This window comes from Marinomonas algarum, from assembly GCF_020532605.1.
GTDB lineage: Bacteria > Pseudomonadota > Gammaproteobacteria > Pseudomonadales > Marinomonadaceae > Marinomonas > Marinomonas algarum.
Window position 1 is genome coordinate 15,010 of the sequence record NZ_JAJATW010000014.1, and the last position, 14,276, is coordinate 29,285.

The following is a 14,276-nucleotide window of genomic DNA, read 5'->3' on the forward strand; positions in this document are numbered from 1 at the left end:
ACATGCATACTGTGATTTCCAACGACTGGATCTCCAAGATTAAGGGCACAATGATGACATCATCACTTCACATTTTTCTTATTGCCATTGGCGCACTCATTCTAAGTGGCTGTCAGAATTTGGCTCAGTATAACGAGAACGGAGAGCCTTGTACGTCTGTTGCGCCCTGTAATGGTAATGTTGTTGGCGGCAATACAGCAACAAACTACGCACAGCCAACCACAGCTAAAGTCAATACGGTTGCAGTGATCAAACAAGAGCCTATCATCGTCACAGCAACCGGATACGCTGCGCTTATTACCAGTAAACGCCTTTCTCAATCACAGGCACGCATCATGACACTTCGTAGCTCCATGTTGGACGCTTACCGAAACCTGTCAGAACGAGTATATGGTTTGAAAATTGATGGCTCCAGTTCATTGAGCAACATGGTGTTGCAAAACGATGAATTAAGAACCTACGTTGATGCGTATTTAATCGGCGCAAAAGTGGTATCACAAAGAGAACACGAAGACGGCACTTTTGAAACCGTTGTGGAAATGGCACTGCAAGAAAACTTTCGACAGTGTTTAAATTCCTCTAGCCTACAAAATGACCCAAATTGTCAGGTATCGCCAGCGTATAGAACGGTTAACGCTCAAAGTTCCACACCCACCACTAATTTTTATAGCATTGAATAAAAATAACCATGTTGATGCCTTTTCACGCGTTATTTCTGACCCTACTTTTGCTGTTCCCCGTTACCACTTTTGCAAAAAGTGTTGATGCGGAAGGTCAAGCCATTATTTATGATGGTGACCTAGTGGATGCACGTTACCGGGCAACACAGCAAGCAATAAAGCAAGCCGTGCTTGAATCTGGCTCCAGAGTCAATGTAAAAGATGAAATCCTTAATGGCGAACTCGAATCCAGCCTCGACATTCGCAGTTCTGGGTATGTTCAAAAAGCCCGCATTCTCTCTGAAGAGCAAGAAGGGGATTTTTTACGTGTATTAGCCCGCGTTGAAGTCACCCCCGACTCTCAATGCAGCACCGGACCGACCAGCTATTATAAAAAAACCGTTGGTGTCACTGGCTTTGAATTACAGTCACCACAACAGGCAAGGCTAGGTGGACTCAACAACATCTCCCGCGAACTTCCCAAAAAATTGGCTGAGGCCATTAATCGACAGGGCTATTTAAGAGCTCTGACCGCCACTAATATTGCGATTTACCCTGACCTTATTAACGCACCTTCTTCAACCAACATTAATGGCTCTTTGACCAATGTAACCCGTATTAGTGAACAGCTTGGCGTACAGTATATTGTCAGTGGGGTTATTCGTGATATCGGCGAGCTGTACTTACGTTTCCCAGACGATAAATACAATGCTCTCGACAGTGATACGGAAATAGATAAAGAACGTAACTTTGTTGTTGATATTTATATTTACGACGGATTCAGTGGTGCATTGCTCTTTGAGCACCGCTACAGTGAAATCGGCAATTGGGATATTTCTGACCATGCTAGAGTTGGCTTTGGCAGCGCAAAGTTCTGGACTGTTCACTATGGTAAAGTGGTTGCTCAAGCCTTAAAAGAAAGTGCTCTCGACACCAGTGACCAGTTACGCTGCCAACCTTTTATCGCCAATATCTTTCGCACTGAAGGTAATCGTATTCATATTTCAGCGGGATCTTTGGCTGGCGTCAAACAAGGCGATAAATTTAATGTTTATCGTCGATATGAGGTCTTTAATCAACTTCAATCGGCGCAAACTCAGCTGAATAATGCCAATATCAGTGTTACAATCAAGCAAGTTCAACCAAACTTTTCAGTGGGTGAACTGGTTGTTGATTCACATATATTAAATGTTCAGCAACAAGATGTCGTAATCGCTTGGTAACTTAACATAAGACGTCGACTTATTAACGGCCATTTTTATTTTTTAGGATTAATACAATGAACAATGAATTATTACATCACCTAGAACAACGCATCAACGAAGCCGTTGACGAAATCAGCTCCCTTCGCACTCGTATTTCTGAATTAGAAATGCAAAACTACGAGCTAAGTGAAGAGAAAAACGACATGCAAACTAGCTTAAATCAAACAAAAGAGCAGCAATCAAATTGGGAATCTTCTCTTTCTCAAATGCTGAACCGCTTAAACGAGATGGATAATAAATAATGAAACCACTTTTACTTGCAGCTTTAGTTTTACTCAGTGCGAATGCGTCTGCTGAAGGACAAATTGCGAGTTTAGTGAGCTTTCAGTCCGCTGCTGCTCGTCCTGATACGGCAGACGGACAAAAAAATGTCACCTCGATTCTTGATGCCTCAATGGAATATACCCTACCAGAAAATATCTCATTTTATGGTGGGTTTTCTTTTGTTATCGGTGAAACATTCGAAAGCTCTGTTTCTTTAGGGTCTCGCTTTTACAGTGCTACACCGGCCTTTCAAATATTCCCAGGCATCCCTATGTGGTCTTTTCTCGGCGGTGGCGTTTCATTTTTAGACGATACTGTCTTCTATCCAGAAGCGGGCTTTCGTGTAGCCACCTCTGATGCATCACGTTTAGATGTCTTCGTAAGAATATTAAACAGCAGCAGTGAAACCTACGATAGACACGTTATGATTGGCGCCGGACTGACTTTTTAAAAAATGAACTTTTTTCCTATTTTTGTTGCCAGCACTCTAATCACAATAACCTTTGTTTGGTGGCCAAACGGTAATGCTATCTCCGTCACTCTGCCAAATGATGATCAGCGCAGAGAAATGCTTGGTACCAGCAACACACCCAGTATTCCGCTGACACCATTAAAAAATTGAGCTTTGTGTTTTTATGGAACAACTTATTGCCAAACTCGAAGCAAAGATTGACTGGCTAACCCAGCAGCTAAGAGATGCCCACGAGGAAATACAAGAATTAAAGGGCTCTGCCCCCTCTACCATTGAAAGCAGCACCTCAATGGACTTATTGCAACAAATGGCCGATCAGTCCAATCAAGATCAATTGCAGCTTTATATAGAAGACTCTCTTGATCTACTGGACATCACGTCGACCACTGAGCAAGCAGTACCATCAGACACCGTTGAACAACACCGTCATGATGTATTGCACGAGCATGCTGATAGCAGCACCACTACCACGACAACAGAACAGATTGATTACATGACTACACAACAACCTGAGCTTAACGGCTTGCAAGAAGACGGCAAACTTGTCGAGACCCAAGACACTAGTGCGCAGGAGCCAAGTGATACAGCAGTAGCGACAGAGACGGCAACGGTGACTTTGACACCAGAACAAAGAAAACGTCAAAAGAACCAGAAGAACAACCGTCGTCTTATTAAAATGCTTGAAGACCGTTATCCGAAAGCGTTTGATTGGAATCAACCTAAGCCGCTGAAGGTAGGCATTGATAAGGACATGGTGCTCGATGATGATTTCAATGCCAGCAAGCAAAAACGTGCACTAGCAGCTTACACACGCTCAGATCGTTATAAAAAATGCCTTTTGACTGGGCAACCACGAGTCGATCTAGAGGGAGTTGCTGTTAACAACGAACCGGCCTTACCTGAATCCATGTTGCCTAAAAAAGCGAAGACTACAATGTCTCGTCCATGGAAAGATAAGCCCACTCAACAACGCTCAGCAAAACCTAAGCAACGCACTTCAGAGCAGTCGAATGACAAAGCCAAAGCGAGCAAACCAAAAGTCGCTAAGCAAGCGCCTCAGCAAGACACTCAATATGACAACCTTTCACCAGAAGAGCGTATGAAAGCGAAGCTAGAAAAATTATTAAATAAATCATAAAAACTATTTACATAGTCATACGCGACGTATACTATACGTCGCGTTGCTGTGGAGGGGTTCCCGAGTGGCCAAAGGGAGCAGATTGTAAATCTGCCACGAAAGTTTCGGTGGTTCGAATCCACCTCCCTCCACCATTAATTTTTATCTAAAATTAATGTTAAACATCTTCTAATATATTGTTAAAACCTCACCCATAAAATATTTCAAAAGATATAAACGCTGTATTTTTTGGATAAAACCACACCTTAAGCACAGACTTATCCACATTTTCTAAATCTAATCCCATCACAACACCTCGCTCACCTCCACACCACTCAATCCAGCCACTATCACCTCAAATATCGTAGGTAATCAAATCAATAGCAGATAGCAGATAGCAGATAGCAGATAGCAGATAGCAGATAGCAGATAGCAGATTTTATTAATAAGAGAAAATCAAATAAAAAGGAAGGAAATAACAGGGAGGATAAGATGGTGGGTCGTACTGGATTCGAACCAGTGACCAATTGATTAAAAGTCAACTGCTCTACCAACTGAGCTAACGACCCGCTCATGAATTGCTTAAATTTTTATACTCTAAACTAATGGTCGGAGTAGAGGGATTCGAACCCCCGACATCCTGCTCCCAAAGCAGGCGCGCTACCAGACTGCGCTATACTCCGATGGCTCCTCGAACTGGACTCGAACCAGTGACCCAATGATTAACAGTCATTTGCTCTACCAACTGAGCTATCGAGGAATTAATCAGGTTAGTGCAGGATATAACAAGAGATAGTTGGTGGGTCGTACTGGATTCGAACCAGTGACCAATTGATTAAAAGTCAACTGCTCTACCAACTGAGCTAACGACCCAACTATCTAGTAATGGGGTGGACGATGGGGCTTGAACCCACGACCGCCGGAATCACAATCCGGAGCTCTACCAACTGAGCTACGCCCACCATTACTAATGGTGATGATAAAATAATGGTCGGAGTAGAGGGATTCGAACCCCCGACATCCTGCTCCCAAAGCAGGCGCGCTACCAGACTGCGCTATACTCCGATGGCTCCTCGAACTGGACTCGAACCAGTGACCCAATGATTAACAGTCATTTGCTCTACCAACTGAGCTATCGAGGAACTAATTTTATCTTACTTACAACAACCATTTAATAAATGGCGGAGGAGGAGAGATTCGAACTCTCGGTAGGCTATTAACCTACGCCAGTTTTCAAGACTGGTGCATTAAACCGCTCTGCCACCCCTCCGTTGCGAGCGAGATGTATAATACTGATTTGAAATTTCAGTGCAACATTTTTTTCAAAAAAAGCTTAACTTTTTTCGCTCATATAGACCTGTTCTGCACCTGGACGGATCCAGACATTTGAATACCAATAATACTGGCGTCCTGTTTGATCAGGCATGGTACAGTTAATACGCCCACGACCTACATTAAACGCTTCACTGGCCGTTGCAACAACCTCTTTATCAGAGACCCAATCCAGCGTCGCTTTACCCTGTCCAGAGACATAACACGCCAGGTCTTTTAGACGATACTGTCCGTCTTTAAACGCCAACCGAATAGAAACAGGCTGACTTGTTGCATAGTCACCACCCGCCTCTTCGGCTAACAAAGGCATTGGCTTTGAGTTTAGCTTCGTTTTTAACGTGGACAAGCGAGCATAGGGGCCTGAAGCAGGGAATCTAGGCAGGTTCTGAAAGTCTGACTCTGCACTGATTACTCCCGATTGTTGGCCGAATGCTATTAACCCTTTGCCTTTCACCATATCACGAATCTGCTGGATGGATTCACCATAAGGATAAGCCAACATCTTCGGTGATTCGCCAAGTTGCTTGATCAGCGCCGTTTCGACTACATCTAACTCTTCAGACATACGCACCAACCACGCATCATCGCTCTCATCAGCCGCTTTACGAAGCATATAGGGGTGGTTCTCCGTATGATTAGCAAACACTCCGCCGACGGCTTGCATTTCTCTCATCTGCTCCCAGCTCAAAAAGCTACGACTGTTACGTTCCACAGGACCTGAATTAACAAACACCGTAAATGGAAAGTTATTGGCCTTTAGCACAGGAAAACCTGATTGATAAATGTTTCTATAAGCATCATCAAACGTAATCGCAACCGCTTTGCTGGGTAATGGTGTATTGGCTTTCAGGTCATCTAACGCTTTTCGCAAATCAACCACCTGAAAGCCTGCACTTTGTAGGTAATTCATGTGCTCGGCAAACTCCTCCGGTGTCACAGAGGTAGACCTCGGTGTGGTATCACTCACATGGTGATATTGCAGAACTGGCAGGTAGTCTTGCGCTTGTGTAGATGCGCTTAACATCACGCCTCCTATGAGGGCTGCAAGATAAGATTTAGACGACATGTTACTTCCTTGAGTATTGTGTTGGTTAATATTCTACGCGATGCATTTAAAGGATGCACAGTGACATTTGAAAAGACAAACTGGCGTCTCACTCTAATTACCGCTAATATCTTATTTTTCGCTGCAATGATTAACTTCCGTAAAGGTCTATGAAAAAGTGAACGCTCTTCATTCTGAACGTATCAGATGGCTTTTAATAGACGATCACGCTATGTTTGCTGACGCTCTATCCATCGTATTATCTCTTCTACGCCCTTCACTCAAAATAGACACAGCAACAACAACCGACCAAGCGATAAAACGCCTACAGCACACTCACTACTCTCTTATTATTCTTGATTTACAGATGCCTGAATGCATCAACGAAGAGTTGTACATGCAGATAAAGCAAGCAGAAATAGATAACGTGATGATATGCTCAGCCACTTTTCAACCCCAAAAAGCATTAGCTTTGCGTAAGCTCGGTCTTCGGGGCTACATAACCAAAGACGCTGACGCAGCCGACATTCTCGCATTCGCTGATCGCATTACCGATGGTGAGTCTTGGGTATGCTCTCCACATCATCAACAACAGCTTGAGCATTACGAAAGCAGCCGAACCTTATTGACCGAGCGCCAGATTCACATTCTGCAACTGCTTGAATCAGGCGCTACCACTAAGCAAGTTGCCCATCAGCTTTGCTTAAGTGAAAACACCATAAAAACCCATGTTCGCCTCATGCTTGACAAGCTCAATGTGAGTAATCGCTCCCAATGCATTACCCGCGCTCGTGGACTGAATCTGCTGTCCAGACACTAAACTCTCGTCAGTTAGATTCATGCAGAGGTAAGGATAAAGTAAATACTGTGCCCCATGAATCGTCTGCTTCATTGCCACCATTTTTTTCACAACAAGATGAAACCGACAGTGCGATGCCTTGCAATGCACACAAACGCTTTACAATTGATAACCCAAGCCCCTGACCTTCCCCTTCTGTCTGTACTTGAAAGAACTCATCAAAAATACGCTTTTGATCTGTATTAGAAATACCAATTCCTGTGTCTTTTATGGACACTATAAGGTGCTGCTCAATTTGCTCTGCATAAATAGAAATACCACCTTGCTCTGTGTATTTAATGGCATTAGACACAAGATTTTGCAAAATTTGTTGCAAAAACAACTCGTCAAAATACGCACTCACCTCCATATTTTCTACGTTTAACAACAGCCCTTTTTGCTGGGCAAATGGTAGACACTGATCCACCACTTTTTCTATTACAGGCCGTAACGGTGAAAGGCTCATACTTGCTGTCATCCCCTTTCCATCTAAGGCAGACAGATTTAATAGTTTATCAAGCAAATGATTAGTATCGACTGAGGCTAATTTGGCTTTCTTAATTAAGGCTTCCGCTTGAGCCGACAATGGCAAAGTCAATACCCCTTGTAAATACATCTGAGTGGCTTGTAAAGGCTGGCGTAAATCATGGCTCGCTGCAGCCAAAAAACGCGTTTTATCAAGGGTCGCTTCCACTGCTTTTAGCTCTGCTTCTTTATAGAGAATACGCAATACCGTATGCTCCATCTGCTCTTTATGTGTCATCACACTAAACACAATCAAGCAAACACAAGCGACTGGCAGCATAATAGTAAGCAGCCAATATTGCTCTATTTCCAAATAGTCAATTTGCCAGGTAAAGCAAGCAAAAACAGGCGCAACAAAAAGGATGTATATCCAAGGGTCGTTGCCCTTGGTTAAAGAAGGAATAGACGCATTCAAGATTAAAACAATCACCACCGTAATAATTTCAATCTCATTTGCGTTAGGGAAAAACACCAGCGCGACAGAACTGTATAACCCCCCCAAAGCAAAGCAATAAAGTAAACCACTAAGCACCAGCGTTGATATTGAGCATACGAATAATCGTCACTGCGCTTTAATACCTGACGATGAAGACTCAACACAAAGAATGAAAAAAGACCGGTGATAGCAGCAGCGCTATACCAGCACCACATCAATGTCAACGAGTTAGCCTTGCTAAAGAAAAACGCGATTGCTACCAGAACGACTAGAGAAAAGGGCATCCGCGAGGTCATCTCCTTTATAAAGGTTTGATGAAGCTCGCGGCGCAAAGACTCAGCTAGTGGGTGCTCTCGAAGAAAGTGGGAAGATGGTGTCATCAAATAAGCAGCTCTTAAGGCATGATAAAATTGACATTCTTTTTTATCAGCTACCCTTTATCGAGACAAGCCTCTCACTGAAAACAATGTTTAGAAAAGTCCTGTCTGCTGAAAAAGTGGAACACAGCTTTTTGTATCCGCTTGTATCATTGCTGCGTCTTGCTGGCTGGCAATCTGATTCAAATGATATTCGGCTAAGTTGTAAAGTCGAGTCGCTTGATCAATGCCCTCATCACCTGGAATGAGCACACCTTTGGTCGCGCTCCATTGGCTTATTCGAGCCGTGGTTATATTGAGTACCTCTTCAATTTCATCCACTGTCGCCTCTGTTCCCCTCATCAAACCAAACATAGCAGACGTACAACGCATGCTAGTCGCTAGAATCTCTTCCGAATTACCTGACACCATGTCCCCTAAAGGCGTTTCCTGCATAAAGAGCGCCTCACTGGCTGCTAGATTACTGGTGTCAATGCTCACTTCTTTTGGTCGATAAGAAACATAAGTACCGTCGAGCTTTTTCAGCGGCTGGGCATGTGAATACTCCATCGGAATAATCACCTTGTACAGCGCCTCACCCTGTTGATTGGTCAGGGCACACATTGCTCTATCTCCTACTTTACCACCGGTAAAGTAGCGTGGTTCACGAATATAGCCAGCACAAACTGACTCCATTTCTAGATTATTTGCCTTTAACACTTGCGCGCGAAAATCATTGCCTCGTTTGCTATTCGAGTCATTACTGCATTCAGAAATATCCGTACCGTGTGGACAACGCATTTTGATCATGCGCTCTTGCACGCCATTTTGATACGCCAAGTCTCCCGCAGGAATGGCCTCTCCTGTACGCAAATTCACACAACTAAACGTACCTGAGTTTGTGCCGAACTTATCTTCCCAATTTTCATCCATAAGCATGGTCAAACACTGATGCTGACTAAGCTCTACCTGACAGGCATTACGACCACTTGGAGACAAGGTTTCTACATTAAAGAACCCCGTGCTTTGAGATATTTGCGCTAAGCCTTTCTTCCATTCATAGTTGCCTTTCTCGCCTATATACATTTTTTTAAAGTCACTCGCCTCTAAGGCACAAGACACGCTAGCAGGGTCAAACACCTCATCGGCGGCATACAAGCAGGAAGAAGACAGACCCAAAGACACAATAAATAAAGAACGCAGCATCGTATAAATCCTTTAATAATTCACAAAGAGCACAAATAAGAACAGATTGAGCAAAGATTAAAGCGCTTTCTTTTTGAAGACTTCACCTTAAAGGGTGAAATTCTCTAGCAACTGCCTAATAATTCTATCTGTCGACGATTGTCTTCCAGTTACCACTTTTCAGTTATTGCGTATTACAGGCGATCGCGTTAGCGTAATTCTTTTCGTTGTAACCGAGCAGTAACATGTTAAACATTGGCACGCAGACGCACCCTCTTCCTCACCAAGACGCACTCTACATCCTTTTACATCGCAATCAGGTACTGGTCGAAGCAGAAGATCAATTCTTGATTCCTTTTACACACTTTCAACCTAATGCCAAGATGAACGCCGTTTATTGCGGTGAATGGCAAACACAGGAAGATGAGATAAAAGATATATTTGTTTGTCGTTTTGAGTCGGTGCCAAAAGGATTTACTGAAACGAGTTTACGCGAGTTGCTGTTCGAACAAGATCAAGCTCATTACCTGCTGCTAAGCCGTGCTCATCAATTGTCAACGTGGGACAGAGACCATCAATTCTGCGGTCGATGCGGCACGGCTATGCCAGAAAAGCACCCTAAAGAACACGCTAAGATCTGCCCATCGTGTCAATTAAGACATTACCCAAGGATTTCCCCTTGCATCATTGTGTCTATTCGCAAGGACAATCAGATACTGCTGGCACGGGGCATCAACGCTCCAAAAGGCAAATTCAGTAACATTGCGGGGTTTGTTGAAGCCGGCGAAACACTGGAGCAAGCCGTTGCCCGTGAAATTCGTGAAGAGGTCGGATTAGAAGTCTCTAACATTCGTTATGTGGACAGCCAGCCTTGGTCTTTCCCTCATCAGCTCATGGTCGGCTTCTTTGCGGATTACGACAGCGGAGAAATCACCCCCGCGCCGGGTGAAATCGATGAAGCAGACTGGTATCCGATAGACGATCTACCCCATACACCCAATCTGGCCACTATTTCAGGGCAACTGATTCATCGTCATGTGGAGCATATGAAAACCAACGATGTCTAAAAAAGCGCTACACAGTACAAAAAAGGGCTTCAGATGAAGCCCTTTTCAATGTTTATTACCACACTTTCTATTCACTAATGACCTTATAACAAGGCACATAGGCACTGCCTGGCAGCTTCATTCGTTGCTGATCAACAAACGCTTGCAAAAGTGCGTCTAATTTCGCCAGTAACGCCTTATCACCGTGAATTTCAAACGGGCCAAATTCTTTGATATGCGCCACGCCTTGTACTTTTACATTCCCTGCCACGATGGACGAAAACGCACGTCGTAAATCCGCTGCTAACAAATGGGTATCTTGATCAAAATTCAGATTTAACTTACGCACATTGTCATGGGTTGGCTCGAATGGGTGTTGGAACTCTTCGGGAATATACAATTTCCAATTGTAATAAAACGCATCTTGGTGCGCTTTACGGTATTGTCGAACGTCTTCCATGCCTTGCTTCATGACCCGAGCCACTTCCACTTCGTCTTCAATAATAATGCGATATTTACTTTGTGCCTCCGTACCCAGCACATCACCAATAAAGGCATGTATTTGCTCGAAGTAGGCCGCGCTCTCTTTGGGGCCGGTGAACACCAGAGGAAACGGCAAATCCGTATTTTTAGGGTGCAGTAAAATCCCTAAAATATAGAGGATTTCTTCCGCTGTGCCCGCGCCACCAGGGAAAACCACAATACCATGACCAGCACGCACAAAGGCTTCAAGGCGCTTCTCTATGTCTGGCATGATCACCAGTTGATTCACAATTGGATTAGGTGATTCCGCCGCGATAATGCCAGGCTCTGTTAAGCCAAGGTAAACACCGTCTTTGGTGCGCTGTTTCGCATGGGCGATTGTCGCACCCTTCATTGGCCCTTTCATTGCACCGGGACCACAGCCGGTACAAATATTCAATTCACGCAACCCAAGCTCATGGCCAACACGCTTGGTGTAATCGTATTCATAACGAGCAATGGAATGGCCGCCCCAACAAACAATCATGTCTGGCGATTGAATACGACGAAACACATCGGCGTTACGCAACAGTTCAAACACCAAGTTGGTCAACTTCGCTGAGCTCGCACCTTGTAAACCACTGTCTAAACTGTATTCGTGCTGGGTAAAAATGATGTCTCGCAGCACACTGAACAGCATTTCTCGTACACTGCTAATCATCTTACCGTCGACAAATGCACTGCCTGGGGCGTTTTTCAGCTGCAATTTCACACCGCGCTCTTGTTGCACAATGCGTATTTCAAAATCGTTGAACTCATCTGCTACGGCTTGTGGGTCATCAGAGTCACTGCCACAATTTAAAATAGCCAACGCACAACGGTGAAATAAGTCATGAAATGGGCCGGACTCTTCTGACAAGCGCGCCATTTCATCTTGCGATAACATTTCTAAAGCACCTCTAGGTGCAACTAACGCATCTACGCGATCTTCATTCTGCATGATCGCCCTCCTCTTTTTATTGGGGCTGTTGTTAATGTTCTATTATCAATAGGTTTTGCCGTTATGGCCCTTCACTTCATAGTGATCGTACCTTGTTGTTTTATCAAGCATTCTTAATACTTTTCACGCTGACGACGCTTTGCTCTCAAACCTTGATAATAGTGCGACGTCATTTCAATTAGACGACTGTAGGTTCGGCGAAACTCAAACAACAAGATGCCATTTGTATAAAGCTGCTCTAATTCAACGTCCGCTTCTAACACCAGCACAACCTGATGGTCGTAACACTCGTCCACCAAGCTGATAAAACGCCGCACGGCATCATCATTTACACTTAACATTACCGCACGCTCACCTGTTTCTCCTGAGCCGACCGCACCATCTTCTGTTCCCCGCGCTTTAATGTGCTCATAAGGCTCACTGCTGAGTTCAGGGATATTGCTGATCATTATCATGGGGTATTGTTGCGCTAACTCTATGTAATCCAAAGAAGATCTTGGACCATAGCACAACGCAGAAAAATCAAACCAAGCCATGTTTTCTGCCACTCGAATCACGTCAATCGAGCGACGGCAAACACGCAAGGGCTCAGTGGAAAACACTCCCTCAGCGTATTCTGTGAAGCGTTTTAAACATCCTGATTCATCTGCTTTACACTTAATAAAGTAAATGGGCGAGGTGTCAGTATGGCGTAATCGATGATCCGCTTCGCCTGTCAGGTGAAGGCACTCAAGGTGAGACGTTAACAAGGCAATCGTAGGGGTAAAGCGAGCCTTTTGCAGCTGTGTCTGAAACAAGTTTTCTACAGCGATATTTGACGTCGCCACCAGCACCACTCCCTCCTCAAATAAGGCGTCAACTAGCCCACTTAGCAGCATAGCGTCACCAATATCAGAGACAAAAAATTCATCAAAACACAATACTCGACACTCTGATGCTAGACGCTTTGCAATGCTTTTCAACGGGTTTTTCTGACCAAATGCCAAGTTTAGCTCACGGTGTAATCGCGCCATAAAGTGATGAAAGTGCAAACGTAAGGCAACACCATCAGGAAGACCGCTGTAAAAAGCATCCATCAGAAAGGTTTTACCACGTCCTACGTCTCCCCATAAATACACACCTTTGATTGGCTCATGGTCATGACGGTTTTTCTCCGTCACAATATCTTGATAAAGACGATTGAGCGCTTGTAAAGCAGGCTGTTGAGACGGGTCGTAGGTTACCTCATGACGGGCTAAACACGCTTGATAATATGCTAATGGTGATGACATCAGTGCCTCTTAGATTCATTACTTTGTGGGTCTTTATCGTGATTTTATGGCTCAACCGAGTAGGTTGTCATGGCCGTATTGATAAGGTCTAACACGGACTGAGCGGCAAATTTACGAGGGACGGTAATGGCATAAAAACTTTCAAACGCCTGGGGTATAGGTTCATAGTCTTCTAGCTGTTTGGATTCAATTTCATCTTTAACCACAACGGCCGGAAGCACTGACAAATAGCCGCTGTCCCGCGCCAAAAGACGCAACATCGCCATATCATCCACTTCCGCTTTAATATCTGGATAGTACTGATGCGTGGCGCAAAAAGACTCAAACGCCGAACGAATGTCGGTATTTTTCCCTGGTACAATCCATTTTTTATCCGAATACCCTTGGGGAAACGGTAACGGCGGCTTTTCACCATAGGGACCAATGATTGCCACGGCTTGACGCGCCACCAGTTGATTCTGCCAAGTGGTTTCTTTGCTTTCACTTAAAATAGGGCGATTTGTTAACGCTAAGTCTAACTCATGATTCACCAGTCCATTAAGTAAGTCAGTGATCCCTCGTGATGAAAGGGAAAAGCTGACATTATCACTTTGCAATAAAGGGGCAATAAAGCTTTCAATAAAATTTCTCGACAAATTACTCTGCACGCCCAGCGTAATATGTTGATTGGTGCTTGCCGTCCCTTTTTGTAGAAAGTTTTCCAGTTCTTCCCCTGTATTAAAGATGTCTTGCGCATAGGCTAGGACTCGACGTCCCACATCGGTTAAAACAAGCTTTCTCCCCTGACGAATAAACAGAGCCACACCAAGATTGTGTTCTAGCTGCTTAATTTGCGCCGACAAGGCGGATTGGGAAATATGCAACTTTTCAGCGGCTTCCGTCAGGCTTGGACTTTTTGACACCTGCCAAAAATAATACAAATGATGGTAATTTAATCGACTCACTGCGCACCTTATACAAGCCTAAACCGAACTTTTCCGTTACGGATTATTAAAACAAATTT

13 protein-coding genes and 9 tRNA genes are annotated in these 14,276 nt (G+C 44.2%); 8 read left to right on the plus strand and 14 right to left on the minus strand.

The annotated features are described in order from the left end of the window. Positions 1 to 50 precede the first annotated feature (50 nt). The 6 genes from LG368_RS10105 to LG368_RS10130 all read left to right on the plus strand — a co-directional run bounded on the left by LG368_RS10105 (position 51) and on the right by LG368_RS10130 (position 3,932). Positions 51 to 680 (plus strand): LPP20 family lipoprotein, encoded by a 630-nt coding sequence (locus tag LG368_RS10105; RefSeq protein WP_226754608.1) that lies wholly within the window; start codon positions 51 to 53, stop codon positions 678 to 680. A gap of 8 nt (positions 681 to 688) precedes the next feature. Continuing rightward, positions 689 to 1,882: a flagellar assembly protein T N-terminal domain-containing protein gene (locus LG368_RS10110; protein ID WP_226754609.1), complete on the plus strand. Its 1,194-nt coding sequence runs from the start codon at positions 689 to 691 to the stop codon at positions 1,880 to 1,882. Between the two features lie 56 nt (positions 1,883 to 1,938). Continuing rightward, positions 1,939 to 2,166 carry a cell division protein ZapB gene (locus LG368_RS10115; RefSeq protein ID WP_226754610.1) on the plus strand — a complete coding sequence of 76 codons (228 nt, stop codon included), beginning with the start codon at positions 1,939 to 1,941 and terminating at the stop codon, positions 2,164 to 2,166. Further along, positions 2,166 to 2,639 carry a hypothetical protein gene (locus LG368_RS10120; protein WP_226754611.1) on the plus strand — a complete coding sequence of 158 codons (474 nt, stop codon included), beginning with the start codon at positions 2,166 to 2,168 and terminating at the stop codon, positions 2,637 to 2,639. Before LG368_RS10115 ends, LG368_RS10120 begins: the two co-directional genes overlap by 1 nt. 184 nt (positions 2,640 to 2,823) lie before the next feature. Further along, on the plus strand, positions 2,824 to 3,798 hold the full coding sequence (locus LG368_RS10125; protein ID WP_226754612.1) for a ProQ/FINO family protein: 975 nt from the start codon (positions 2,824 to 2,826) through the stop codon (positions 3,796 to 3,798). A gap of 50 nt (positions 3,799 to 3,848) precedes the next feature. Next, positions 3,849 to 3,932: transfer RNA gene (locus LG368_RS10130), tRNA-Tyr, on the plus strand. Between the two features lie 338 nt (positions 3,933 to 4,270). Here the strand turns inward: LG368_RS10130 and LG368_RS10135 are convergent. From LG368_RS10135 to LG368_RS10175, 9 genes are all read right to left on the minus strand, one after another. Beyond that, positions 4,271 to 4,346: transfer RNA gene (locus LG368_RS10135), tRNA-Lys, on the minus strand. Between the two features lie 37 nt (positions 4,347 to 4,383). Then, positions 4,384 to 4,460, minus strand: a tRNA-Pro gene (locus tag LG368_RS10140). Position 4,461: 1 nt separating this feature from the next. Then, positions 4,462 to 4,537 (minus strand) — tRNA-Asn (locus LG368_RS10145). A gap of 37 nt (positions 4,538 to 4,574) precedes the next feature. Beyond that, positions 4,575 to 4,650: transfer RNA gene (locus LG368_RS10150), tRNA-Lys, on the minus strand. A gap of 13 nt (positions 4,651 to 4,663) precedes the next feature. Beyond that, positions 4,664 to 4,739, minus strand: a tRNA-His gene (locus LG368_RS10155). Positions 4,740 to 4,765: 26 nt separating this feature from the next. Continuing rightward, positions 4,766 to 4,842: transfer RNA gene (locus LG368_RS10160), tRNA-Pro, on the minus strand. Between the two features lies 1 nt (position 4,843). Then, a tRNA-Asn gene (locus LG368_RS10165) sits at positions 4,844 to 4,919 on the minus strand. A 37-nt stretch (positions 4,920 to 4,956) separates the two neighbouring features. Next, positions 4,957 to 5,047: transfer RNA gene (locus tag LG368_RS10170), tRNA-Ser, on the minus strand. Positions 5,048 to 5,110: 63 nt separating this feature from the next. Then, a complete protein-coding gene (locus tag LG368_RS10175) occupies positions 5,111 to 6,175 on the minus strand; it encodes a polysaccharide deacetylase family protein (protein WP_226754613.1) in 1,065 nt (354 codons plus the stop codon). A 157-nt stretch (positions 6,176 to 6,332) separates the two neighbouring features. On the opposite strand from LG368_RS10175, the gene LG368_RS15580 reads away from it, so the two are divergent. Continuing rightward, the gene (locus LG368_RS15580) at positions 6,333 to 6,974 is read left to right on the plus strand and encodes a LuxR C-terminal-related transcriptional regulator (protein WP_226754614.1); all 642 of its coding nucleotides are present in this window, start codon (positions 6,333 to 6,335) and stop codon (positions 6,972 to 6,974) included. A gap of 7 nt (positions 6,975 to 6,981) precedes the next feature. Here LG368_RS15580 and LG368_RS10185 read toward each other — a convergent pair whose 3' ends face one another. After that, a complete protein-coding gene (locus LG368_RS10185) occupies positions 6,982 to 8,049 on the minus strand; it encodes a sensor histidine kinase (RefSeq protein WP_226754615.1) in 1,068 nt (355 codons plus the stop codon). Between the two features lie 374 nt (positions 8,050 to 8,423). Further along, complete coding sequence (locus LG368_RS10190) at positions 8,424 to 9,515, minus strand: hypothetical protein (RefSeq protein ID WP_226754616.1); 1,092 nt, start codon at positions 9,513 to 9,515, stop codon at positions 8,424 to 8,426. A gap of 224 nt (positions 9,516 to 9,739) precedes the next feature. On the opposite strand from LG368_RS10190, the gene nudC reads away from it, so the two are divergent. Continuing rightward, positions 9,740 to 10,561 carry an NAD(+) diphosphatase gene (nudC, locus tag LG368_RS10195; RefSeq protein WP_226754617.1) on the plus strand — a complete coding sequence of 274 codons (822 nt, stop codon included), beginning with the start codon at positions 9,740 to 9,742 and terminating at the stop codon, positions 10,559 to 10,561. 67 nt (positions 10,562 to 10,628) lie between these two features. Here nudC and ppnN read toward each other — a convergent pair whose 3' ends face one another. From ppnN to LG368_RS10210, 3 genes are all read right to left on the minus strand, one after another. Then, positions 10,629 to 12,002 (minus strand): nucleotide 5'-monophosphate nucleosidase PpnN, encoded by a 1,374-nt coding sequence (gene ppnN / locus LG368_RS10200; RefSeq protein WP_226754618.1) that lies wholly within the window; start codon positions 12,000 to 12,002, stop codon positions 10,629 to 10,631. Positions 12,003 to 12,115: 113 nt separating this feature from the next. After that, entirely contained in the window at positions 12,116 to 13,273 is a 1,158-nt protein-coding gene (zapE, locus tag LG368_RS10205) for a cell division protein ZapE (protein ID WP_226754619.1), read from the minus strand. Between the two features lie 44 nt (positions 13,274 to 13,317). After that, positions 13,318 to 14,217, minus strand: a complete 900-nt coding sequence (locus LG368_RS10210) for a LysR family transcriptional regulator (RefSeq protein WP_226754620.1) — start codon at positions 14,215 to 14,217, stop codon at positions 13,318 to 13,320. Positions 14,218 to 14,276 lie beyond the last annotated feature (59 nt).